Origin of the sequence: Methylobacterium sp. Leaf108, assembly GCF_001423265.1 — a bacterium.
In the GTDB taxonomy this organism is placed as follows: Bacteria; Pseudomonadota; Alphaproteobacteria; order Rhizobiales; family Beijerinckiaceae; genus Methylobacterium.
Genome location: NZ_LMND01000035.1, coordinates 56,622 through 78,329, shown reverse-complemented (window position 1 = coordinate 78,329; position 21,708 = coordinate 56,622). Strand labels below are relative to the sequence as shown.

Genomic DNA, 21,708 nt, shown 5'->3' with positions numbered 1-21,708 from the left:
GGGTCCTTCAGGAACGCTGGGCTCGCCGGCTCAGCGCACGCGGACTCGATTTCTTCGACGACTTGCCGCGCCCGGACAGGCTCGGGTTCGTCATGAAGTACTTGTGCGCGTTGAACGGCTCCTCGCCGTCGGAGGGCTGGATCCGCTCGCTCGCACCCGACGCCAGTACACGCCAGCTCTGGCGGTTGTCGAGGAGGTTGGCGAGCATGATCTGGTCGAGCACCTGCTGGTGCACCGTCGGATTGGTGATCGGTAGCAGCGCCTCGACCCGGCGGTCGAGGTTGCGGCTCATGAGGTCGGCCGAGGAGATGGAGACGGTGGCCTTGGGGTGGGGCAGGCCGTAGCCGTTGCCGAAGGCGTAGACGCGGCCGTGCTCCAGGAAGCGCCCGACGATGGACTTGACGCGGATCGTCTCCGACAGGCCGGGGACGCCGGGCCTGAGGCAGCAGATCCCGCGAATGATGCAGTCGATCGGCACGCCGGCTTCCGAGGCGTCGTAGAGGGCGTCGATGATCTGCTGGTCGACCAGCGAGTTGCACTTCAGCCAGATCGCGGCCGGGCGCCCGGCCTTGGCGTGGCCGATCTCCTGCTCGATGCTGTCGAGGAGCTTCGCCTTGAGGGTGAGGGGCGAGACCGACATCTTCTCGAGTTCGGCGGGCTCGGCGTAGCCGGTGATGAAGTTGAACAGCCGCGCCACGTCGCGGCCCACCGCCGGGTCGGCCGTGAAGAACGACAGGTCGGTGTAAACCCGGGCCGTGATCGGATGGTAGTTGCCGGTGCCGACGTGGCAGTAGCTCACGAGCCTGTCGCCCTCGCGGCGCACCACCATCGAGAGCTTGGCGTGGGTCTTGAGCTCGATGAAGCCGAACACCACCTGCGCGCCGGCCTTCTCGAGGTCGCGCGCCCAGCGGATGTTGGCCTCCTCGTCGAAACGGGCCTTCAGCTCCACGAGCGCGGTGACCGACTTGCCGGCCTCGGCGGCCTCGGCGAGTGCTGCCACGATCGGCGAGTTCGAGGAGGTGCGGTAGAGGGTCTGCTTGATCGCCACCACATGCGGGTCGCGGGCGGCCTGGGCGAGGAACTGCACCACCGAATCGAACGATTCGTAGGGGTGGTGGACGATGAAGTCCTTCTGGCGGATCGCCGCGAAGACATCGCCGCCGCTCTCGCGGATGCGCTCGGGAAAGCGCGGGTTGTAGGGCTTGAACTTGAGGTCGGGCCGGTCGATCCCGACGATCTGCGACAGCTCGTTGAGGGCCAGCATCCCCTCCACGAGGAAGACCGCGTCGGGGCCGATCTCGAGTTCGTCGGCGACGAAGCCGCGCAGGTCCTCCGGCATCCCGGCCTCGATCTCGAGGCGGATGACGACGCCGCGGCGACGCTGCTTGAGGGCGGTCTCGAAATGCAGGACGAGGTCTTCGGCCTCCTCCTCGATCTCGAGGTCGGAGTCGCGGATCACCCGGAAGGCGCCCTGCCCCTTCACGAAGTAGCCGGGGAAGAGCCGCCCGGTGAACAGCACGATCACCTGCTCGATGGCGATGAACCGGGCCATGGCGTCCCCGCCCACGTCGGGCAGGCGCACGAATCGCTCCACCACCGAGGGCAGGCGGATCAGCGCGCGCAGGGTGCGCCCGTCGCGCGGGCGCACCAGCATCAGGGCGATGGTGGAGCCGAGGTTGGGGATGAACGGGAAGGGGTGGGCCGGGTCGATGGCCAGCGGCGTCAGCACCGGCAGGACGTGGTTGAGGAAGTAGTCCTGCAGCCAGACGGCATGGTCCTGGCTGAGGTCGGCCGGCTCGACGAGGTCGACGCCGACCCCGTGCAGGTCCTTGCGCAATTCGCGCCAGCGCTGCTGCTGCTCGAGGGCGAGGCGCGAGACCTCGGTGCCGATGCGGGCGAGCTGCTCGGTCGGGGTCAGCCCGTCCTGCGAGGGCACCACGAGGCCGGCGCGGACCTGGTCGTGCAGGCCGGCGACCCGCACCATGAAGAATTCGTCGAGGTTGTTGGCCGAGATCGAGAGGAAGCGAAGCTGTTCGAGCAGGGGGTGGTTGGGGTTCGAGGCCTCCTCCAGCACCCGGTGGTTGAATTGCAGCCACGAGATCTCGCGGTTCACGAACCGCTCCGGCATCCGGCGCAGGGCGCGGCCGGCCTCGACCACGGCGGCGCGCAGCTCGCGCTCCTCCTCCGGATTCTTGCCCGCCGCGGCGACGATCGCCGCCGCCTCGGCGCGCGCCGGCATGGCGTCATCGGCGGAGGCGGGCTCCGGCGGGGATGGCGCCTTCACGGGCAGGGACGACGCCGGTTTGGAGGTCGCTGCCCTGGGGGACGACGCGGGCCCGGATGCGGTGGATTTGGACGCGGTGGATCTGGATGCGGCGGGTTTGGCGGCCGCGGGCCTGGGAGCGGGCGGCTTGCCCGGGGTGGCGGGGGGCCGCGTCGTCTCGGCGTCGCCGACCTCGGCATCCGGGCTCATCCTGTCCGCTTCCCTCTCCGACAACGGCACATCTCCTTCTCGTCGACCACGAACGGGTCCCTAGCATGCGGTCGGCCCGCGTTTGTGACGGTTCCATGACACCGCCCGGGCCGGCCTCTACTCGTCCCCCTCCGAACCGAGGCCGAGCCTGGCGAGGACGGCCAGCGCCAGCGGCCGGGTGATGCGCCGGCCGCGGCCGAGCGCGTCGCGGTCGAGTTCGGCCACGACCTCGCGGGCCAGGGCCAGGGAGCGGTCGATGCGCAGCACCAGCGCCTCGACCACGCTGAGGTCGACCACGAGCTGGCGGTCGACGAACAGTTTGACGATGACCGCCCGCAGCAGCGCCTCGTCCGGCGGCAGGATGGTGGCGCCGGGTGCCAGGCGCAGGCGCGAGCGCAGGTCGGCGGTCGCCAGGCCGATCGCCTCCACGGGCTTGGCCGCCGTGAGCAGGATCGCGGTCCGGTGCTCGCGGGCGAGGTTGAGGAGGTGGAACAGGGCGGCCTCGTCGCCCCCCTGGAGCCGGTCGACGTCCTCGACCACGAGGGCGCCGTTCGAGACGAGATGGGGCACCCCCTCCCCCGTCAGCGCGGCCGCCGCCACGGTCCAGGCATGGGCCCGCGTCGCCCAGATCGAGGCGAGGTGGCTCTTGCCGCTGCCGGGCGGCCCCGTGAGCAGGAACACCGTGTCGGGCCATTCGGGCCACGCTTCGATCAGGCCGTAGGCGGTCTCGTTGGCCGGCCCGACCAGGAAGTCCTCGCGCCCGTAGCGCGGGTCGAGGGGCAGGTCGAAGGCCAGCTGCCTCGGGGGGGCGGTGTCGCGGCGCGGGCGGTCCATGGCGGGCTCAGGGCCCCTTCGGGAAGGCCGGGGCCGCCGGATCCGGCGCCTGGTGGAGCGGGCTGGCGAGATAGCGTTCGAGCGCATAGCGCACCAGGACGCCGATCGAGGCGGCCACCGGCACCGCGATGAGCAGGCCGATGAACCCGAACAGCGACCCGAACGCCAGCAGCGCGAACATCAGCCAGACCGGGTGCAGGCCCACCGAATCCCCCACGAGCTTGGGCGAGATGACGTTGCCCTCGAGGAACTGCCCGACCGCGAACACCGCCACCGTCAGCCCGATGCGCAGCCAGTCGGAATCCGGCCAGAACTGCACCAGGGCGACGCCCACCGAGAGCAGGAAGCCGACGATGGTGCCGACGTAGGGGATGAAGGTGAGGAAGCCCGCGATGAGCCCGATCAGGATGCCGAAGTTCACGCCCACCATGAACAGGCCGACGGCGTAGAAGGTGCCGAGGATGAGGCAGACCAGCGTCTGCCCGCGCAGGAAGCCGGTGACGGCCCCGTCCATCTCGCGCCCGAGGCGGCGCACCACCGGGCGATGGCGCGGCGGCACCCAGGCGTCGACCTTGGCGACCATCCGGTCCCAGTCGAGCAGGATGTAGAACGCCACCACCGGGGTGATGAACAGGAGCGAGACGATGGAGACCAGCGCCTGGCTCCCGGTCCAGAGCGAGCTCAGCACCGAGAGGCCCCAGCTTCCCCCCTGCCCCACCAAAGTCCCGGCCGAGGATTGCAGGTCGCTCAAGATGCCCGGGCCGCCGATCCGTTCCAGCAGCGGGCCGGCCCGCTCGACGATGAGGCCCTGCAGCTTCGAGGCCATGCCCGGCAGGGTCGCGACCAGGGCCGAGACCTGCTTGGCCACCAGCGGCCCGACGATGAGCACCACCAGGACCAGCGCCACCGCGAACAGCGCCAGGATGAGCAGCGAGGCGCTCAGGCGCCCGAGCCCGAGGCGCTCCAGGCGGTCGGCCAGGGGATCGAGGAGATAGGCGAGCGCCAGCCCGGCGGCGAAGGGCAGGATCACGTCCTTGAGGAGGTAGAAGAGCACGACGAAGACCACCAGGCCCGCCGTTGCGATCATCGTCCTGCCGCGCATCGGCCGTCCTTCTCGGGTTCGTCGTCGCTGTCGACAGTGGGAATCGGGTCCGGCCCGGTCAAGGCGGTCTCGCCAGGGGATTAGGCCGTCCCTTGCCTCGCGCGCAATGGTTGTCGGAACGCTTGGCTCCCGGACTCGCGAAGACGGGCAGGACTGGTTAGAGGTCGCTGACGATCGGATGAAGGGCTCGCTGCGGATGACGGCCGAGAAGCAGAACGGACTGACCTACGCGCAGGCCGGTGTCGACATCGACGCCGGGAACGCCATGGTCGACACCATCAGGCCGCTGGTGCGCGCCACCCGCCGGCCGGGTGCGGATGCCGAGATCGGCGGTTTCGGCGGGTTGTTCGACCTCAAGGCCGCCGGCTTTGCCGACCCGATCCTGGTGGCGGCCAACGACGGGGTCGGCACCAAGGTGAAGATCGCCATCCTCACCGGGCGCCACGACACCATCGGCATCGACCTCGTGGCGATGTGCGTCAACGACATCGTCGTCCAGGGGGCCGAGCCGCTGTTCTTCCTCGATTACTACGCCACCGCCAGGCTGGTGCCGGGGGTCGGCGTCGACATCGTGCGCGGGATCGCGGAAGGCTGCCGGCAGGCGGGCTGCGCGCTCATCGGCGGCGAGACCGCCGAGATGCCCGGCCTCTACGCGGGCGACGACTACGACCTGGCCGGCTTCAGCGTCGGCGCGGCCGAGCGCGGCACGCTGCTGCCGCGCGAAGGCATCGCCGAGGGCGACGTGGTGCTCGGCCTGCCCTCCTCGGGCGTGCATTCCAACGGGTTCTCGCTGGTGCGCCGGATCGTCGAGGCGAGCGGGCTCGGCTACGAGGCGCCCGCCCCCTTCGCCCCCGGCCAGACCCTCGGCGAGGCGCTGCTGACGCCGACGCGGATCTACGTGAAGCCGCTGCTGGCCGCCCTGAAGGCCACCGACGGCATCAAGGCGCTGGCGCACATCACCGGCGGCGGCTTTCCCGACAACCTGCCCCGGGTGCTGCCCGACGGCGTCGGAATCGCCATCGACCTCGATGCGGTGCCCGTGCCCCCCGTGTTCGGCTGGCTGGCCGCCACCGGCAACGTCGCGGTGCCGGAGATGCTGCGCACCTTCAACTGCGGCATCGGCATGGTGGCGGTGGTGCGGGCCGAGGCGGCCGAGGCGGTGACGGCGGCCCTGGCGGCGGCCGGCGAGGCCGCCGTCCGGATCGGCCGGATCACCCCGCGCGGGCCCGAGCCCGTGACCTTCACCGGCACCCTCGCGCTCTGACATGACGCACCCGAGGAAGACCCGCGTCGCGATCCTGATCTCGGGGCGCGGCTCCAACATGGTCTCGATCCTGGCGGCCGCCGCGGCCCCCGACTATCCGGCCGAGATCGCCCTCGTCCTGTCGAACCGGCCGGAGGCGGCCGGGCTCGCCCATGCGGCGGCGGCGGGCATCGAGACCCGTGCCGTCGATCACCGCGCCTTTCCGGACCGCGCCAGCTTCGATGCCGCCCTCCATGCCGAATTGACGGCGGCGGGCATCGAGCTCGTGTGCCTGGCCGGTTTCATGCGCATCTTCTCAGGGCCCTTCGTGGAGGCCTGGGCCGGGCGGATGATCAACATCCATCCCTCGCTGCTGCCGCTGTTTCGCGGCACCGATACCCACGCCCAGGCCCTGGCGGCCGGGGTGCGCCTGCACGGCTGCACCGTGCATTACGTGGTGCCCGAGCTCGATGCCGGGCCGATCGTGGCCCAGGCCGCCGTGCCGGTGCGGCCGGGCGACGACCCCGACCGCCTCGCCGCCCGCATCCTCGTCGAGGAGCACCGGCTCTACCCGCAGGCCCTCGCCCTGGTCGCCGGCGGCCGGGCCCGCCTCGACGGGGACCGGGTGGTCTTCGCCGACGACGTGGCCTTTCCCGAGGGCGCCCTGCGCAGCCTGTAGCGGCGGGCGGCGCCGTCGTTCGTGCCGGGCGGGCGTGCCAAAGCGGACCCGGCGCGAAAGGATCGTGCCAAGTCGGTCGTGCCAAATCGGTCGTGACGCCGCAAAAATCGGCGGTATCCGGTACGATACGCTGGCGACCGTTGTCTTTTCCCAGTGTCCGAGGCCGCAGCGATCCCGTTCGGCGGTCGTCGCGGAATGACGGTCACGCGATTGTTGCACGGGACTCAGGCCTGGTCTGTCGTTTCACAGGGCCGTCATGTCCAAAAGGCGGGAACCCGGTACGCTGTCGCCGCTTTTGCCCGACACCCGATACCGCATGATTGCCCACGGACAATTGCCATGACCCATCGCCTCGCCGCCGCCGCGCTTGCCGCCGCGCTGAGCCTTTCGGCCGGTGCCGCCCTCGCCCAGAGCTACAACGCCCCGGCCGGCATCCCCGCCGCCACGGCCCCGGGCGGCCTCACCGGCCGTGCCGCCCCCTACAACCTCGCCGAGGAGCGGCACGCCCGCGGCCACGCGATGCGCCACGACGACATCGGCACCGGTTCGGTCCGCACCCGCCGCCATGTCCCGGACGGCTACGGCCGGTAGGGCGCTCCCATCCGTATCCGAGGGCGAAAGGGCCGGCGTTCGGCGAGGAGGGCCGGCCCTTTTTCGTGATGCGGCGTCTCGGCGAGGGCTCGTCGCCTCCGTGCGCCGGACCGGGGCCGGATGCCCGCGCGTACAGGCGCCGCACGATCAATGGGCGGGCGACGCGCCTCCCCCTCCCGCCGAACCCCTCCCGCCGAACCCCTGCCGCCGAACCCCTGCCGCGCTGTCGCATTGTCTGCGCGGCGGTCTGGCCGACGGGTTCGTCGCCATGAGCGCCGACGGACCGGGGAGGTCCGAGGCCGCGCGCGAGCGGGCCGACGCCGTCGATGCCGAGACGACGACGGCGGGGTCTCGATCATCGAGGGCCCGCTTAAGGACCACAAGGGTAAGGAGATCGCCGGAGCCAGCACACGGCGCTGGCCGAGAACGCGCTCGCCCTGGAGGGCACCACCTCTCTCGTGGAGGGGGTGAAGGGCTTGGCGTGAGCCAAGCATCACTCTGCGAAGTGTTTGGCGGTTCGCAGGAAAAAATGTTGCACCATCAAGGAAATCTAAGCAGTCATTCGTCGGGTGACCCACGAATGACTGCTTAGATCGCCGCCAGCCCGCGCTTCACCGCCGGGCGCGCGAGCACCTGGGTCAGCCAGCGCCGGACATGGGGCAGGCCCTCGAGGTCGACGCCCTGTTTCTCGTGGTACTTGGCCCAGGTCAGGATCGCGATGTCGGCGATGGAATAGTCGCCCGCCACGTGCTCGTGGGCGGCCAGGCGCCGGTCGAGGACGCCGTAGAGGCGGTGGGCCTCCTGCGTGAAGCGGTCGATGGCGTAGGCGATCTTTTCCTCGGCGTAGATCCGGAAATGGTGCGCTTGCCCGAGCATCGGCCCGAACCCGCCCACCTGCCAGGCCAGCCATTCGTCCACCAGGACGCGGGCGCGCTCGTCGACGGGGTAGAGGCATCCCGTCTTGCGCCCGAGGTACTGCAGGATCGCGCCCGATTCGAACACCGAGATCGGCGTGCCGCCCGGCCCGTCCGGATCGACGATGGCCGGGATCTTGTTGTTGGGCGAGATCGCGAGGAAGTCCGGCGCCATCTGCTCGCCCTTGCCGATGTTCACCGGCACCACCCGATAGGGCAGGCCGCACTCCTCGAGCATGATCGGGACCTTCCAGCCGTTGGGCGTGCTCCAGGTGTGGACGTCGATGGGGTGTCCCGGTGCGATGGCCATGCGGCTGGTCTCGATCGTGTCAGGGGCGGTCGCCACCCGGTTCAAGCCGGCGGGCGGGGGAAGGTTGCACGCGGGCTCAGCTAGACCGCTTGTGGCGCCGAGCTCAAGCATCCCTCGCGCCGATCCGACCGCGATCATCCACAGCGCAGGGTTGCAGGACGTGGACATCGCCCTTGCCCTGCGGCTGCGGTTGCGCTTGGGATGATCGCCCGTGTGCGGAGCCTAGTGGGGATCGTCCGATGCTGAATCGTCTCGTCTGTGCCGCGTTGATCGGCGTTGCCCTCGCGATCCCTCTCCCCGCCGTGGCCCAGGCTCCGGCCGCCAAGGACGCGCCCAAGGAGATGACGGTCGGCCAGAGCGCGGCCCGCCAGCGCCAGAAGACCTGCGGCGCCCAGTGGCGCACGCTCTCGGTGAGCGAAAAGGCGACGCAGGGCCCGAAGTGGCCGCAGTACTTCAGCAAATGCGTCAAGAAGCTGAAGGAGCAGAAGGCCTGAAGCCCCGTCCCGGGCCCTGCGCGTCACAGCCGCTTGCGAAACCCCTCGTGACCGCGTTCGTAGCCGAGGCGGTCATAGAAGCGGTGGGCGTCGTGGCGCAGTCGCGACGAGGACAATTCGATCAGGGCCACGCCCTGCCGGCGGGCGATGTCCTCGGCCTGTCCGATCATCCAGGCGCCGATCCCGCGCGAGCGGCGGTCGGCCCTGACCTGAACGCTGGCGAGCTTGGCCCGGCGGGCGCCGCGTCCGGCCAGGGTGACGAACGACACGAGCTGGAACACGCCGACGATGTCGCCATCCTCGACGGCGACGTGGAGGCTCGTGCCCGGCGCGGCGGTGATCGCCGCGAGGGCGGCCCGGTAGTGGGCCTTGTTCCCGTCGGTCCAGGCGTCGCCGTGGCCGCCCAGCGTATCCGCCGCATAGAGGGCGACGATCGCCGCCAGATCGTCGGCTTCGGCGTCGCGGATCGTGAGCATCGTCCCTCCCTATGATGGCGCCGGCCGGTTCCTCCGAGCCGATCGGCCCCGCGAACCATCCGAGGATCCCGTCGATATCCTGAGCTTCGTGCCGCAACGCACCGTCTTCCCGGAACGTCCGGCGGATCGCCGCGCTGATAACCGTGACGACCCTCTCCCCGCCGGACCGACCATGATCGCCGAACGACGCTTCCTGCAACGCACCGTGGCCCTGGCCGCCGTGATCCCGGTGGCGGCCGGTGCCTACGGCGTCCTGTTCGGCATCGACGGGATCGGCCGGGCCGGCGCCGCCGACGTCTCGGCCGACAGTCATTTCCGCTACCTCTCGGGCCTGCTGACGGGCATCGGCATCCTGTTCTGGACCTGCGTGCCGGGGATCGAGGGCAAGACCGGGCTGTTTCGCTTCCTCACCCTGGTGGTGGTCCTGGGCGGCCTCGCCCGCCTCCTCGGCCTCTACCTCACCGGCCTGCCCTCCCTGACCATGCTGGCCGCGCTCGCCGTCGAACTGTTCCTCACGCCGCTGCTGTGCCTGTGGCAGGCGCGTATCGCGCGTCTGGCGGCCGACGAGCCGGTCGCGTGAGCGACCGTGCCGCGGTCTCCCGCCTCGACCGGGCGCTCGACCGGATCGAGGCGCTGGTCCCGGCGCCGGCCGCCTGGGCCTTCGCCCTGCGGATCTGGCTCGCCATGGTGCTCGCCCTCGGCATGGCGTTCTGGCTGCAACTCGCCAGCGCCTCCTCGGCGATGGTCTGCGTCGCCATCCTCGCGCAACCCAAGCGCGGTCAGGCGCGCGCCAAGGCGACCTATCGCTTCCTCGGCACGCTGGTCGGGGCCGTGGTCGGGCTCGCGCTGATCGGCCTGTTCGCGCAGGACCGGGTCCTGCTCCTGGTGTCCTTCACCGCCTGGCTGAGCCTGTGCGTCTACGTCGGCCAGTTCCTGCAGGATACGCGCTCCTACGGCGCGATGCTCTCGGGCTACACCGTGGCGATCGTCGCCATCGCCCATATCGATGCCCCCCAGGCCACTTTCGAGGCCGCGGTGGACCGGGTCGCTGCCATCGCCGTGGGGATCCTCGTCGTCACCCTCGTCAACGATGCCCTGGGGGCGCCCGGGATCTGGCGCGGCCTGCGCCGGAGCCTCGCCGACGCCCATGCCGAGGCCAGGGCCTTCGCCCGCGAGGCCCTGACCAGGGCCGATCCGGGGCCCGAGCGCACCGCCGCCCTGATCCGGCGGGTGGCGGCCCTGCGCGGCGATGCGGTGGCCGTGCGCGAGGAATTCCGCGACGGTGACCATCGCTCCGCCGGGGCGCGCAGCACCATCGCCGCCCTCTACGCCATGACGGCCGCGGCCCGGGCCCTCGCCGAGGCTGCGCGGCGTTGCCCCGACCAAGGTCCGCGGCCGCGAGAGGCGCTAGGGCTCTGCCGGGGCCTCCTCGCGCCGGATTCGCGTGAGGATTCCACCCTGGTGGCGGCCGATCTCCACGCCCTGGTCGAGGCGGGCGTAGCCGAGGGCGACGACCTCGGCACCATCCTCGTCCTGCAGCGGGCCCTGGACGTCGCCGAGGCGGTCGTTCACGCCGAGGACGGCCTGGCCAGCCTCGAGACCGGACGCCGCCCGTTGCGCACCGTGTCGCTGCCCACCCATCGCGACGGGCCGGTCGCCCTGCGCGGGGCCGCGCGGGTGGCGCTGGCCTTCGGCCTCACCGCCCTGTTCTTCGTCGCCACCGGCTGGCCCGGCACCACCTTCGCCCTCGTCCAGGTGGCGGCCATGGGCGCCCTGTCCACCACCGCACCGAATCCGAAGGCCTTCGCCCGCGGCGTCCTCATCGGCATGCCCCTGGCGTCCGCCTGTGCCGGCTTCGTCCTGTTCGGCATGCTGTCGGGCGTGCAGGGCTTCCCGCTCCTGGCCATCGCCATCGCGCCGGTGGTGGCCGTGGCCTGCTTCCTCTGCCTCAACCCGGCGACCTTCTCGGTCGGCTTCATCCTGCTCGTGTTCTTTCCGGTGCTGCTGTCGCCCTCGAATCCGCAGGGCTACGATCCGCAGGGTTTCCTCGGCAACGCCTTCCTCGTCGTGGTGGCCGCCGTGATCCTGTCGGTGGCGGTGCGGGTGATTCTGCCGCTGACCCCCGCCCGCCACCGCGCCTTCGCCCTCGACTCGGCCCGCCGCTCCCTCCTCGACGCGCTGGCCGGAGACGGGGGCGACGCCACCACCCGCACCAGCCTCAACAGCGACCGCCTGCTCCAGTTCGCGCAGTGGACCTCCGGCAGCGGCGCGGTGCGGGCGATGGCCATGGCCCACGCCTTCGCGCTCTCGCGCCTGGAGGCGGCCGCGGCCAGAGCGCACGGGCAGTTCCGCGTCCTCGACCGGATCCCGGCCCTGGAGACGCCCGTCGCCTCCGGCCGGCGGGCGTTCGCCGCCCTCGACGGCCCCGCCATGGAGCGCGCCGGCCGCGCCCTCGTGGAGGCCGGTCGCGGGGGCGACGCGGCGACCCGCGGGTGCATCGCCCGGGCCGCCGGCGATCTCGCCACGGCCGCCGCCCTCGTCCACGACCACGGCCGCTTCCTGAGGCGGCTCGGGCTGCCGGCCCGGACGGATGCGAGGCGCGCCGATGTTCCATGACCTCGATATCGGCGGCGTCCTGGTCTCGCCGTTCCTCGCCTATGCCGCCGGCGCGCTGCTCCTGCTCGTGCTGCTGCGCCGGCTTTTCGCCGGCCTGCGCCTGTCGCGCTACGTCGCCAACCCGCCGCTGGCCGAGGCCGGGATCTACGTCTGCCTCCTCGCCCTCCTGATCGTGTTCCTGTGATGCCCGACCATGCTCCCCGCCGTTCCCGTCGCCTCGCCCGCCTGGGGCGGCTCCTCCTCACCGGTCTGATCCTGGGCGCCGCGCTCGTCGCGGCAATCGTGGTGTGGCGCTACTACGTGGTCGCCCCCTGGACCCGCGACGGCCGGGTGCGGGTGCAGGTGGCCAGCGTCGCGCCCCAGGTCTCGGGCCAGATCGTCGACCTGAGGGTCGTCGACAACCAGGCGGTGGCCAAGGGCGACGTGCTCTACGTGATCGACCCGGTCGATTTCGAGATCGCCATCCGCCAGGCCGAGGCCGAGGTCGAGAACCGCGAGGCCGACCTCCAGGTGAAGCGCACCCAGGCGGCCCGGCGCGAGGCGCTGACCACCCTCTCCACCTCGGTGGAGGAAAAGCAGCAGTACGCCGGCACCGCCCGGATCGCCGAGGCCGCGCTGGCCTCGGCCCGGGCCGGCCTCGCCAAGGCCAGGCTCAACCTGGAGCGGGCTCAGGTGCGCTCGCCCGTCAGCGGCCGCGTCACCAATCTGCTGCTGCGCAGGGGCGACTACGCCACCACCGGCACCGTCAACATCGCGGTGATCGACACCGATTCGTTCTGGATCGACGGCTACTTCGAAGAGACCAAGATGGCCGGCATCCGTGTCGGCGACCGGGCCACCGCCGAACTCATGGGCTACGCCGCCCCGGTGGCCGGGACGGTGGAGAGCATCACCCTGGGCATCAGCAGCGGCAACGCCGCGCCGAGCACGCAGGGGCTGCCCAACGTCGATCCCGTTTACACCTGGGTGCGGCTGGCCCAGCGGGTCCCCGTGCGCATCCGGATCGACCGGGTGCCAGACGGCGTCACCCTGGTCGCCGGCATGACCGCCACCGTGTCGGTGGGTGAGCCCGGGGCGCATGGGCGAGACTGGCTCATGGCCCTGCGCGACCGGGTGCTGGGCACCGGCGAGGGGCGCGCGGAAAACCACCTCTCCCCGCCGCCCAGGACGCATGCGGGCGGTTGATCTCCTCCGCCCCATGATCCCGTCGGCCGGCCCTCCTCGCCTCTCCCCGGATCACCCTCCGCGTCGCTCCACCCGTCCGGGCAAGGTCCGGTCGAGCAGGCTCCCGCGAGCCGTATGTCGGCCGGTTCACGGGGGTAGCGATCGAACACAGAGCGTTTTTGCAGCGCCTGCAAATTCGCCGCAAGTGTTTGAATTGCAAGGGATGCGGCGCGTTCGGTATCGCTCCGTCAAGCGTCATCGACCACAAGAACTCTCAAAGTGCTTGACGACGTCCCGATCCGGTCGCACTCTACCCCTGTGCTTCGCCGGTGAAGCACAGAAGGCTCAAGCCTAAAGTATTGGGCTGAGGGTCTTCGGTCGACGCTGAAGGAGACAGGAATGACTCCACCCCAGCAGGACGCTGCCAGGATCGCCTGAGGGACCGGTTCGGCCCGAAGCGTAGCAGCACTGACGGACATCGCGACGGAAGCGGTTTCAGGGGCGCAGAAGCGGCCGATACGGCACGACTTCGAACGCGCATCAGCCCCAACTCAAGCCGCTTCCGCCGCGATCGGTGGATCCGCGACGCTCACCGCCCGGCGCCCGTGGTCGAGGGCAGTCCTCTCATCCCCTCAGCTCAAATCGCGGCCTGTGCTCCCGCCGTTCGTGCCTCGGGCCAGCCGAGATGTCGGAGAGCGGGCTTTTTGCGGTCCAGGGTCGAGCGCTGCGGATATCGGGGTCCTACCCTGTGAACCTGTCCAAGGGCCTCTGCTCTTGGGAAACCCATGTCTCATCYCATTTCCRGTTCTCATCCCATTTCCGGTTGATCACGTCGTGATGCGGACATGGGCTTCGCTCAGGCGCCGCGCGGGCTCGGTGATACCGTTCCCGCTCGATCCAAGCGGAAACCGTATCACCGGTGAAAGGCAGGGGCGCAGGCTATGGCGTGTCGTCCCTCACTCTCATGCTCTGATTTCGGAGGACTATGCGTCGGATGCCGACGCATAGTCCGTTTCGGTGGCGCTGCGCTTACTTGACCGCCGGAGCCTGTGCCGGCTTGACACTCGGCGTCGCCGTCGTATCGGCCTTGGTGGCCGCCTTGGGCATCGCCGTCACGTCGATCACGTCGAAGCGGACGCCGTTCTCGGCGGTCTGGAGCGCCACGTTGGCCTCGTAGTACTGGCCCGCGGCGATGAACTTGGCCGCCTGATTCACCTCGTCGGTGGTCTTGACGAGCGGCACGACGGCCATCGTGAAATTCACGTCGACATCGGCGAGCTTCAGCCGTTCGATGGCCGCCTTCCGGTCACCCTTGGCGACGTGCTTGTTCGCATCCGCTACGGCCGCAGTCTTCCGGGGCGTCGCGACGAAGTCGTTGGCGAGGACGAGCTGGCCGTCCACCGGCAGCCAGGCCACGGGCTGGGTGTCGGGCTTCCCGTCGGTTGGGGGCTGCTGCCGGCCCATCGTCGTGGGCCCCGTCGTTTTGGAGGCTGTGTCCTTCATCGGCATGAGGTCGGCCTCCGCCTTGGTGAAGACCGCCTCGTCGGTCTTGGCCTGGTCGAGCGCGGTCTTGGCCTGGGCCACGTAGCGTCCCGCATCCTCCGGTTTCGCCTCGAAGATCGCCAGGCGCGCGAGCCGCAGGTCACGGTAGGCGCGGGCGCCGTCGGCCGACAGCTTTCCGGCGGCGCGCTCGACGGCGACATCCTTGGAAGCCGTGTTGTCGGCCATCGCGTAGCCGCCCGGCAGGGCGACCCCGGAAAGGAGGACGGTTGCCATGAAAGCCGCGACACCGGCTGTTCTCGTCTTCGTCATGATCGTCTCCGTTCGCTCCGAACGGTGTGGCGAGCCATCGAGGCCGTCTTCTTGCACCGCCGAACGCACGATCATGAAACGACTTTACGAGGGCGATGTTGCGTGAATTCTTGGTAATGTCTCGGACGGATGGCCGCAATATCGTCTCTTAGCCTGTCTCCACAGACGACAGCCGGCCGATCTTCTGAATACGGAATACGCCGTCGACGGCCCCGATGGGCTGGGGCCGTCGTCTTGTCCGGTGCTCTATCCTTCGATTCCGAGTTTCGCCTTCAAGAGCGCGTTCACCGCCGCCGGGTTGGCCTTGCCGCCGGTGGCCTTCATGGTCTGGCCGACGAACCAGCCGAGCAGGGTCGGTTTCTCCTTGGCCTGGGCGACCTTGTCGGGATTCCTGGCGATGATCTCGTCCACCGCCGCCTCGATGGCGCCGGTGTCGGTGACCTGCCGCAAGCCGCGCGATTCGACGAGCGCCCGCGGGTCGCCGCCTTCCGACCAGACGATCTCGAACAGGTCCTTGGCGATCTTGCCGGAAATCACGCCCTCGGCGATGAGATCGACGATGGCGCCGAGCCGGTCGGCCGAGACCGGGCTCGACTCGATGGTGAGGCTCTCCTTGTTGAGGCGCCCGAACAGCTCGTTGATGACCCAGTTGGCCGCCACCTTGCCGTCGCGACCCTTGGCGACAGCCTCGAAGTAATCGGCGCTCGCCCGCTCGGCCACGAGCACGCCGGCGTCGTAGGCGGAGAGGCCGTAGTCGGCGATGAAGCGGGCCTTCTTGGCATCGGGCAGTTCGGGCAGGCCGGCGGCCAGGGCATCGACATAGGCCTGGTCGAATTCCAGCGGCAGCAGGTCGGGGTCGGGGAAGTAGCGGTAGTCGTGCGCTTCCTCCTTCGAGCGCATCGAGCGGGTCTCTCCCTTGGCCGGATCGAACAGGCGGGTCTCCTGGCTGATGGTGCCGCCGTCCTCGATGATCGCGATCTGGCGGCGCGCCTCGGTCTCGATGGCCTGGCCGATGAAGCGGATCGAATTGACGTTCTTGATTTCGCAGCGGGTGCCGAGCGGGTCGCCGGGCTTCCTCACGGACACGTTGACGTCGGCGCGCAAGGAGCCTTTCTCCATGTCGCCGTCGCAGGTGCCGAGATAGCGCAGGATGGTGCGCAGCTTCGTCACGTAGGCGCGCGCCTCCTCCGAGGAGCGCAGATCCGGCCGCGAGACGATCTCCATCAGGGCGACGCCCGAGCGGTTGAGGTCGACGAAGCTCTGGGTCGGGTTCTGGTCGTGCAGCGACTTGCCCGCGTCCTGCTCGAGATGCAGCCGCTCGACGCCCACCGTGATGCTGGTGCCGTCGGGCAGGTCGACGATCACCTCGCCCTCCCCGACGATGGGGTCCTTGAACTGGCTGATCTGGTAGCCCTGCGGCAGGTCCGGATAGAAGTAGTTCTTCCGGTCGAACACCGAACGGTGGTTGATCCGCGCCTTCAGCCCGAGGCCGGTGCGCACCGCCTGGGCGACGCATTCCGCGTTGATCACCGGCAGCATGCCGGGCATGGCCGCGTCCACCAGCGAGACATGGTCGTTGGGCTCGCCGCCGAATTCCGTCGAGGCGCCGGAGAACAGCTTGGAGCGGCTGGTGACCTGGGCGTGGATCTCCATGCCGATCACGACCTCCCAGTCGTGCAGGCCGCCCTTGATGAGCTTTTTTGGGTTTACGGGTGCGGTCATGGCGGTCGGACTCGGGTTTGGGAGGCCACAGGCCTCTCGCATGTCTGCGCGGTTGCTGCCTGAGACGCGGCTTCCCTCTCCTGGAAGGAGAGGGATAGGGTGAGGAGTAAGACCTCGCCGGAGATCGCACTCCCCTCACACCTGCCTCTCTCCCCATGGGAGAGGGAGTCCGCGCTCGTCTCGACCGCCGGTCGGAGCATCTAGGGAGCGGCCGCGAAGGCGGTCAAGCGCGGCGGCGAAACACCATCCGCGCGCCGAAGGCGGCCAGCGCCCACAGGAACGCCCCGCCGGTGCGCACGGGAAAGAAGGTCGGCAGGTCGCGCCCGATCGGGGCCGGCCACGGGATGCCCGCCATGGTCAGGAGCCAGCTCGTGAGCACCGAGGCCGTGAAGGCCATCAGCGCCACCAGGATCAGCTTGACGACCTGGTCGGACTTCCACCCCATCACCACGGCGACGAGGATGAGCACCGGATCGAGCGCCGCCCAGATCCAGACGTCGAAGGGATAGACCGGGACGGTCATCGCGGATCCTTCATCACAGATCCTTCATGCCCACCACGCCGGCGGCAGCACCGTGCGCCCGGCCGCCTCCTCGATCACCTGCGCGGTGGCGAACAGGGTCTCCTCGTCGAAGGGCCGGCCGATCAGCTGGAGGCCGAGCGGCAGCCCCTGCGCGTCGAGCCCGGCCGGGACCGCGATGCCGGGCAGGCCGGCCATGTTCACGGTGACCGTGAACACGTCGTTAAGGTACATCTCGACGGGATCGGCCGACGCCTTCTCGCCGATGCCGAAGGCGGCCGACGGCGTGGCGGGGGTGAGGATGGCGTCGACGCCGGCCGCATAGGCCTCCTCGAAGTCGCGCTTGATCAGGGTGCGGATCTTCTGGGCACGCACGTAGTAGGCGTCGTAATAGCCCGCCGAGAGCACGTAGGTGCCGATCATGATGCGGCGCTTGACCTCGCGGCCGAAGCCCGCCGCGCGGGTCTTCTCATACATCTCGGCGATGTCACGCCCCGGCACGCGCAGGCCGTAGCGCACGCCGTCGTAGCGCGCGAGGTTGGAGGAGGCCTCCGCCGGCGCCACGATGTAGTAGGCCGGCAGCGCCAGCTTGGTGTGCGGCAGCGAGATCTCCCTGATCGTCGCGCCGGCCGCGCGCAGCCAGTCCGCGCCCTGGTCCCACAGCGCCTGGATTTCGGCGGGCATGCCCTCGACCCGGTACTCCTTCGGGATGCCAATGGTCAGGCCCTTGACCCCGCGCGAGACGGCGGCCTCGAAATCCGGCACCGCCAAGTCGGCGCAGGTGGTGTCGCGGGCATCCGGCCCGGCCATGGAGGCGAGCAGGATCGCGCAATCGCGCACCGTGCGGGCGATCGGCCCGGCCTGGTCGAGGGACGAGGCGAAGGCCACCGTGCCCCAGCGCGAGCAGCGCCCGTAGGTCGGCTTGATGCCCACCGTGCCGGTGAAGGCGGCGGGCTGGCGGATGGACCCGCCCGTGTCGGTGGCGGTGGCGCCCAGGCACAGGCGCGCGGCCACCGCCGCCGCCGACCCGCCCGAGGAGCCGCCGGGCACCAGCGGCGCGTCGGAGCCGGTCCGGCGCCAGGGCGAGATCACGCTGCCGTAGGCGCTGGTCTCGTTGGACGAGCCCATGGCGAACTCGTCGAGGTTGAGCTTGCCCAGCATCACCGCGCCGTCGCGCCACAGGTTGTGGCTCACCGCCGATTCGTAGTGCGGCTGGAAGGTCTCGAGGATCTTCGAGCCCGCCGTGGTGGTGACGCCGTGGGTGCAGAACAGGTCCTTGATCCCCAGGGGCAGGCCCTCCAGCGGGCGCGCCTCGCCGGCCGCGATCTTGGTGTCGGCCACCGCCGCCATCTCGAGGGCGCGCTCGGGGGTCTCCAGGAGGTAGGCGTTGAGGCTGCGCGCCGCCGCGATGGCGCCGATATGCGCCTGCGCCAGTTCGACGGCGGAAAAGTCCTTGGCCTTGAGGCCGTCGCGGGCCTGCGCCAGGGTGAGGTCGTTCAACGTCGTCATGGTCACTCGCGTCCCGGCGCTCGGCCCCAGAAGTCCGGTGGCATCGCGTCGCCGTGCCGGCGCCGAACGATCCCCGGAGAGAAAATCCCGCCCGCTACTCGACCACCTTCGGAACCAGGAAATAATGGTCCTCGGTCTCGGGGGCGTTGAACACGACGTCGCGGGCGCGGCCGCCCTCCGTGACCACGTCCTCGCGCTTCTTCATCGCCATCGGGGTGACGGAGGTCATCGGTTCGATGCCCGACACGTCGACGGCACCGAGCTGCTCGACGAAGGCGAGGATGGCGTTGAGCTCGTCCTGGAGCGGCGCGACCTCCTCCTCGCTCACCGCGATGCGGGCGAGATGCGCGATGCGCCTCACCGTGTTGGCGTCCACCGACATGCTGATTTCAAACCCGATCCGCGAAGGGAGCCCGAAGGCGCCGCGCGGCTATAGCACCGGGCTTCGCGGGCTCGCAACGGCGGGCCCGGACGACCCCGGGCACCGACGACCCCGGGGTCAGACGATCTCGTGGTCCGGATTGCCGGGAAGCTCCACGGCCACCCCCGGCCGGTAGGGCTTCATGCCGGCCTGAGTGAAGCCGGCCACCAGGATCTCGAAGGCGACGAGCAGCATCAGCTTGTGCCGAAGCCGCAGGGGACGCCGGGGACGGGGCGCGACAGCGTGTGAGGGGCGCATGGGCGGCTCCGGCTCCGGGGCGTGACGTCGAGGGGGGCTTGGCGTCGTTGGTTAACAAACCGTTAACGCAATCGCCATGGGCTGGGCTACGCACGCGCCGGAACCACCTGTGAACAGGGTTAACGCTTGGCCGGGAGTGCGTGCGTGATGTGGGATGCGGTGTTTGCCACCCTGCGGCCCGGGGTGGTCTGCGACGACGAGGCCCTCGCCCGGGCTGAGGCCGCCCTCGGCTTCCCCCTGCCCGAGAGCTACCGCAGCTTCTGTCGGACCTGCGGCGCGGGGCTGGCCGGCGGCCACATCCGGATCGCGGTGCCGGACCAGGCGGAGGGCGCCGACCTCGTCAGCGTGGCGGAGGTGATCGCCCACGGGGTCGCCGCGGCCCGCGCCGAGCACGAGATCGGCGTCTTCGACGTGGCCGGCGACGATGCCAGCGTCGTCGACCGGGCCTGCTTCTTCGGCCGCGGCGAGGCCGGCGAGCTGCTGTTCTGGGACGTGGTGCCGGGGCGGGGCGAGTACGAGATCTGGGTGCTGGCCGCCGACCTCGAATCGGTCCGGTTCGGGGGCGCCGACCTCGCCGACCTGCTGGCCCGGTTGCAGGGGCCGGCGGTGCGCGGCATCCTCGGGCTCGACGCCGTCCCCCTGCCCGCCACCTTCGTGGGCGACGACGCGGCCCCGGACGGGACGCTGCTGTCGTGAGCGAGGCCGAGATCCTCGCCTTCCTCGCCGCCGCCGCACCGCGCTCGCGCCTCATCGGCATCGATCTGGGCACCAAGACCATCGGCCTCGCCCTGTGCGACGGCGGCCGCCGCATCGCCTCGCCTCTGGAGACGATCCGCCGGGTCAAGTTCACCCCCGACGTCGCCCGCCTGCGCAGCCTGTGCGAGACCCACGCGGTCGGCGGGCTGGTGATCGGCCTGCCGCTGAACATGGACGGCAGCGAGGGGCCCCGGGTGCAATCCACCCGCTCCTTCGTGCGCAACCTGAAGCCGCTGCTGCCCCTGCCGGTGCTGTTCTGGGACGAGCGCCTGTCCACGGCGGCGGTGACCCGCGCGATGATCGCCGCCGATGCCTCGCGGGCCAGGCGCGGCCAGGTCGTGGACCAGCTCGCCGCCGCCTACATCCTGCAGGGCTGCCTCGACACGATGCGGGGGCTGGTGGAGGAGGAGACCGGAGAGGCGCTCGACCCCGATGCCCCCTCCGGAGCCTGACGCAACGATGGTCTGTTTGGCCTCCGCGAGGGCGATACACAGGCCCCGTGACCGATCTTCTCATCCCATTTCCGGTTGATCACGTCGTGATGCGGACATGGGCTTCGCTCAGGCGCCGCGCGGGCTCGGTGAGACGGTTCCCGCTTGATTCAAGCGGAAACCGTATCACCCCACCAGAGACACCGCCCCACTGCCGTGGCGCTCGATGCGGCCGTCGAGTTCGAGTTCCAGCAGCATCGTCTGGACGACGCGGACGCCCAGGCCCGAGGCACGGGCGAGTTCGTCGGTGCCGATCGGGGTCGGGCTGAGATAGGCGATGAGCCGGGTGCGCTCGTCCTGCGGCGGGCCGTCGTCGCGCGCGTAGACGTCGGCGGCCCTCGCCTCTCCCGCCGGCACGCCGCCCGGCCCGTCGCCGAAATCGAGCTCGTCCCAGAACAGAGGCGCCTCGCCGAGGTCGGGACCCGCCTCGCCCGCGATCTCGCCAAAGCCGCCGCGGTCGATCAGGGGGGCGATGGCGCAGGTGACGTGCTCCACCTCCGCCACCAGGGTCGCCCCCTGCCGGATCAGGTCGTTGGTGCCCTCCGCCCGCGGGTCGAGGGGGGAGCCCGGCACCGCGAAGACCTCGCGGCCCTGTTCGTTGGCGAAGCGTGCGGTGATGAGCGAGCCCGAGCGCCGGGCCGCCTCCACCACCACCGTGCCGAAGGCGAGCCCCGAGATGATGCGGTTGCGCCGGGGGAAGTCGCGCCCCCGCGGCTCCCAGCCCATGGGCATCTCGGCCACCACCGCCCCGCCCTGCGCCAGGATGGCCTCCACCAGCGGCGCGTGGGCGGCCGGATAGATCCGGTCGTGGCCGCCCGCCAGCACCGCCACGGTCCCGTCCCTCAGCGCCGCCCTGTGAGCGCGGACGTCGATGCCCCGGGCCAGGCCCGAGACCACCACCAGTCCGGCCTCGCCGAGCCCCCGCGACAGGCGTTCGGTGAAGGCGAGACCCGCCGCCGAGGCGTTGCGCGAGCCGACGATGGCCACCGCGGGCCGGTCGAGGATGGCCGCCTGCCCGCGCACGGCGAGGAGGGGCGGCGCGGAATCGGCGGCCTGGAGCAGCTTGGGATACGCCTCCTCCCCCATGGCGACGAGGCTGACGCCGAGGCGGGCGGCGGCCTCGATCTCGGCCTCGGCCTGCGCGATCGTCGGCGGCACCACACGCTTCAGGCCGCGCATGGTCAGGCCCGGCAGGGCGTCGAGGGCCTGACCCGCGCCGCCGAAGCGGTTGATCAGGGTGCGGAAGCTGCGCGGGCCGACGCCCTCGGTGCGGATGAGGCGCAGCCAGTCGCGCCGCTGCCGGTCGGTGAGTTGCATGGCCGC

The 21,708-nt window shown here is 70.6% G+C and carries 22 protein-coding genes; 10 read left to right on the top strand and 12 right to left on the bottom strand.

Going from position 1 to position 21,708, the window contains the following annotated elements; genetic code table 11:
* Positions 1–7 precede the first annotated feature (7 nt).
* The 3 genes from ASF39_RS19170 to ASF39_RS19155 form a co-directional block, all read right to left on the bottom strand.
* Positions 8–2,473 (bottom strand): RNA degradosome polyphosphate kinase, encoded by a 2,466-nt coding sequence (locus tag ASF39_RS19170; protein ID WP_165700245.1) that lies wholly within the window; start codon positions 2,471–2,473, stop codon positions 8–10.
* A 117-nt stretch (positions 2,474–2,590) separates the two neighbouring features.
* Positions 2,591–3,307, bottom strand: coding sequence for a DnaA/Hda family protein (locus ASF39_RS19160; protein ID WP_056286879.1), 717 nt, complete (start codon positions 3,305–3,307; stop codon positions 2,591–2,593).
* Between the two features lie 7 nt (positions 3,308–3,314).
* Positions 3,315–4,409 carry an AI-2E family transporter gene (locus ASF39_RS19155; protein WP_055882901.1) on the bottom strand — a complete coding sequence of 365 codons (1,095 nt, stop codon included), beginning with the start codon at positions 4,407–4,409 and terminating at the stop codon, positions 3,315–3,317.
* A 196-nt stretch (positions 4,410–4,605) separates the two neighbouring features.
* Here ASF39_RS19155 and purM point away from each other — a divergent pair, with 196 nt between their 5' ends.
* The 3 genes from purM to ASF39_RS19140 all read left to right on the top strand — a co-directional run bounded on the left by purM (position 4,606) and on the right by ASF39_RS19140 (position 6,922).
* Complete coding sequence (gene purM / locus ASF39_RS19150) at positions 4,606–5,673, top strand: phosphoribosylformylglycinamidine cyclo-ligase (protein WP_055883016.1); 1,068 nt, start codon at positions 4,606–4,608, stop codon at positions 5,671–5,673.
* A gap of 1 nt (position 5,674) precedes the next feature.
* Positions 5,675–6,331 (top strand): phosphoribosylglycinamide formyltransferase, encoded by a 657-nt coding sequence (gene purN, locus ASF39_RS19145; RefSeq protein WP_056286876.1) that lies wholly within the window; start codon positions 5,675–5,677, stop codon positions 6,329–6,331.
* A gap of 339 nt (positions 6,332–6,670) precedes the next feature.
* On the top strand, positions 6,671–6,922 hold the full coding sequence (locus tag ASF39_RS19140) for a hypothetical protein (protein WP_055882897.1): 252 nt from the start codon (positions 6,671–6,673) through the stop codon (positions 6,920–6,922).
* Between the two features lie 588 nt (positions 6,923–7,510).
* Here the strand turns inward: ASF39_RS19140 and ASF39_RS19135 are convergent.
* On the bottom strand, positions 7,511–8,146 hold the full coding sequence (locus ASF39_RS19135) for a glutathione S-transferase N-terminal domain-containing protein (RefSeq protein ID WP_055882895.1): 636 nt from the start codon (positions 8,144–8,146) through the stop codon (positions 7,511–7,513).
* Positions 8,147–8,385: 239 nt separating this feature from the next.
* Between ASF39_RS19135 and ASF39_RS19125 the strand changes: the two genes are divergently transcribed.
* Complete coding sequence (locus ASF39_RS19125; protein WP_055882891.1) at positions 8,386–8,640, top strand: hypothetical protein; 255 nt, start codon at positions 8,386–8,388, stop codon at positions 8,638–8,640.
* Between the two features lie 23 nt (positions 8,641–8,663).
* On the opposite strand, the gene ASF39_RS19120 is transcribed toward ASF39_RS19125, so the two are convergent.
* Complete coding sequence (locus ASF39_RS19120) at positions 8,664–9,116, bottom strand: GNAT family N-acetyltransferase (RefSeq protein ID WP_055882889.1); 453 nt, start codon at positions 9,114–9,116, stop codon at positions 8,664–8,666.
* A gap of 172 nt (positions 9,117–9,288) precedes the next feature.
* On the opposite strand from ASF39_RS19120, the gene ASF39_RS19115 reads away from it, so the two are divergent.
* Genes ASF39_RS19115 through ASF39_RS19100 form a run of 4 tightly spaced genes read left to right on the top strand, consistent with a single transcriptional unit; the run spans position 9,289 to position 12,917 of the window.
* A complete protein-coding gene (locus ASF39_RS19115; protein ID WP_055882887.1) occupies positions 9,289–9,696 on the top strand; it encodes a DUF4345 domain-containing protein in 408 nt (135 codons plus the stop codon).
* Complete coding sequence (locus tag ASF39_RS19110; protein WP_056286873.1) at positions 9,693–11,732, top strand: FUSC family protein; 2,040 nt, start codon at positions 9,693–9,695, stop codon at positions 11,730–11,732. The genes ASF39_RS19115 and ASF39_RS19110 overlap by 4 nt, the downstream gene beginning before the upstream one ends.
* A complete protein-coding gene (locus ASF39_RS19105) occupies positions 11,722–11,916 on the top strand; it encodes a DUF1656 domain-containing protein (RefSeq protein ID WP_055882883.1) in 195 nt (64 codons plus the stop codon). The genes ASF39_RS19110 and ASF39_RS19105 overlap by 11 nt, the downstream gene beginning before the upstream one ends.
* The gene (locus ASF39_RS19100; protein WP_056286871.1) at positions 11,916–12,917 is read left to right on the top strand and encodes an HlyD family secretion protein; all 1,002 of its coding nucleotides are present in this window, start codon (positions 11,916–11,918) and stop codon (positions 12,915–12,917) included. Before ASF39_RS19105 ends, ASF39_RS19100 begins: the two co-directional genes overlap by 1 nt.
* A gap of 1,008 nt (positions 12,918–13,925) precedes the next feature.
* On the opposite strand, the gene ASF39_RS19095 is transcribed toward ASF39_RS19100, so the two are convergent.
* From ASF39_RS19095 to ASF39_RS20850, 6 genes are all read right to left on the bottom strand, one after another.
* On the bottom strand, positions 13,926–14,672 hold the full coding sequence (locus ASF39_RS19095) for a YfdX family protein (protein WP_056286867.1): 747 nt from the start codon (positions 14,670–14,672) through the stop codon (positions 13,926–13,928).
* Between the two features lie 282 nt (positions 14,673–14,954).
* Positions 14,955–16,430: an Asp-tRNA(Asn)/Glu-tRNA(Gln) amidotransferase subunit GatB gene (gene gatB, locus ASF39_RS19090; RefSeq protein WP_056286863.1), complete on the bottom strand. Its 1,476-nt coding sequence runs from the start codon at positions 16,428–16,430 to the stop codon at positions 14,955–14,957.
* 223 nt (positions 16,431–16,653) lie between these two features.
* On the bottom strand, positions 16,654–16,953 hold the full coding sequence (locus ASF39_RS19085) for a hypothetical protein (protein WP_055882873.1): 300 nt from the start codon (positions 16,951–16,953) through the stop codon (positions 16,654–16,656).
* Positions 16,954–16,977: 24 nt separating this feature from the next.
* Positions 16,978–18,459 carry an Asp-tRNA(Asn)/Glu-tRNA(Gln) amidotransferase subunit GatA gene (gene gatA, locus ASF39_RS19080; RefSeq protein ID WP_055883013.1) on the bottom strand — a complete coding sequence of 494 codons (1,482 nt, stop codon included), beginning with the start codon at positions 18,457–18,459 and terminating at the stop codon, positions 16,978–16,980.
* Between the two features lie 94 nt (positions 18,460–18,553).
* Entirely contained in the window at positions 18,554–18,841 is a 288-nt protein-coding gene (gene gatC / locus ASF39_RS19075) for an Asp-tRNA(Asn)/Glu-tRNA(Gln) amidotransferase subunit GatC (protein WP_055882871.1), read from the bottom strand.
* A 117-nt stretch (positions 18,842–18,958) separates the two neighbouring features.
* On the bottom strand, positions 18,959–19,138 hold the full coding sequence (locus ASF39_RS20850) for a hypothetical protein (RefSeq protein WP_082494686.1): 180 nt from the start codon (positions 19,136–19,138) through the stop codon (positions 18,959–18,961).
* Positions 19,139–19,285: 147 nt separating this feature from the next.
* Here ASF39_RS20850 and ASF39_RS19070 point away from each other — a divergent pair, with 147 nt between their 5' ends.
* Entirely contained in the window at positions 19,286–19,834 is a 549-nt protein-coding gene (locus ASF39_RS19070) for an SMI1/KNR4 family protein (RefSeq protein WP_056286860.1), read from the top strand.
* Positions 19,831–20,346 carry a Holliday junction resolvase RuvX gene (ruvX, locus tag ASF39_RS19065; protein WP_055882867.1) on the top strand — a complete coding sequence of 172 codons (516 nt, stop codon included), beginning with the start codon at positions 19,831–19,833 and terminating at the stop codon, positions 20,344–20,346. The genes ASF39_RS19070 and ruvX overlap by 4 nt, the downstream gene beginning before the upstream one ends.
* A gap of 165 nt (positions 20,347–20,511) precedes the next feature.
* On the opposite strand, the gene dprA is transcribed toward ruvX, so the two are convergent.
* Positions 20,512–21,702: a DNA-processing protein DprA gene (dprA, locus tag ASF39_RS19060; RefSeq protein WP_055882865.1), complete on the bottom strand. Its 1,191-nt coding sequence runs from the start codon at positions 21,700–21,702 to the stop codon at positions 20,512–20,514.
* Positions 21,703–21,708: the final 6 nt, after the last annotated feature.

Coding starts and splice junctions, on each gene's coding strand:
- ASF39_RS19170 (WP_165700245.1), bottom strand. CDS start 2,473: ATGAGCCCGGATGCCGAGGTCGGCGACGCCGAGACGACGCGGCCCCCC.
- ASF39_RS19160 (WP_056286879.1), bottom strand. CDS start 3,307: ATGGACCGCCCGCGCCGCGACACCGCCCCCCCGAGGCAGCTGGCCTTC.
- ASF39_RS19155 (WP_055882901.1), bottom strand. CDS start 4,409: ATGCGCGGCAGGACGATGATCGCAACGGCGGGCCTGGTGGTCTTCGTC.
- purM (WP_055883016.1), top strand. CDS start 4,606: ATGACGGCCGAGAAGCAGAACGGACTGACCTACGCGCAGGCCGGTGTC.
- purN (WP_056286876.1), top strand. CDS start 5,675: ATGACGCACCCGAGGAAGACCCGCGTCGCGATCCTGATCTCGGGGCGC.
- ASF39_RS19140 (WP_055882897.1), top strand. CDS start 6,671: ATGACCCATCGCCTCGCCGCCGCCGCGCTTGCCGCCGCGCTGAGCCTT.
- ASF39_RS19135 (WP_055882895.1), bottom strand. CDS start 8,146: ATGGCCATCGCACCGGGACACCCCATCGACGTCCACACCTGGAGCACG.
- ASF39_RS19125 (WP_055882891.1), top strand. CDS start 8,386: ATGCTGAATCGTCTCGTCTGTGCCGCGTTGATCGGCGTTGCCCTCGCG.
- ASF39_RS19120 (WP_055882889.1), bottom strand. CDS start 9,116: ATGCTCACGATCCGCGACGCCGAAGCCGACGATCTGGCGGCGATCGTC.
- ASF39_RS19115 (WP_055882887.1), top strand. CDS start 9,289: ATGATCGCCGAACGACGCTTCCTGCAACGCACCGTGGCCCTGGCCGCC.
- ASF39_RS19105 (WP_055882883.1), top strand. CDS start 11,722: ATGTTCCATGACCTCGATATCGGCGGCGTCCTGGTCTCGCCGTTCCTC.
- ASF39_RS19100 (WP_056286871.1), top strand. CDS start 11,916: ATGCCCGACCATGCTCCCCGCCGTTCCCGTCGCCTCGCCCGCCTGGGG.
- ASF39_RS19095 (WP_056286867.1), bottom strand. CDS start 14,672: ATGGCAACCGTCCTCCTTTCCGGGGTCGCCCTGCCGGGCGGCTACGCG.
- gatB (WP_056286863.1), bottom strand. CDS start 16,430: ATGACCGCACCCGTAAACCCAAAAAAGCTCATCAAGGGCGGCCTGCAC.
- ASF39_RS19085 (WP_055882873.1), bottom strand. CDS start 16,953: ATGACCGTCCCGGTCTATCCCTTCGACGTCTGGATCTGGGCGGCGCTC.
- gatA (WP_055883013.1), bottom strand. CDS start 18,459: ATGACGACGTTGAACGACCTCACCCTGGCGCAGGCCCGCGACGGCCTC.
- gatC (WP_055882871.1), bottom strand. CDS start 18,841: ATGTCGGTGGACGCCAACACGGTGAGGCGCATCGCGCATCTCGCCCGC.
- ASF39_RS20850 (WP_082494686.1), bottom strand. CDS start 19,138: ATGCGCCCCTCACACGCTGTCGCGCCCCGTCCCCGGCGTCCCCTGCGG.
- ASF39_RS19070 (WP_056286860.1), top strand. CDS start 19,286: ATGTGGGATGCGGTGTTTGCCACCCTGCGGCCCGGGGTGGTCTGCGAC.
- dprA (WP_055882865.1), bottom strand. CDS start 21,702: ATGCAACTCACCGACCGGCAGCGGCGCGACTGGCTGCGCCTCATCCGC.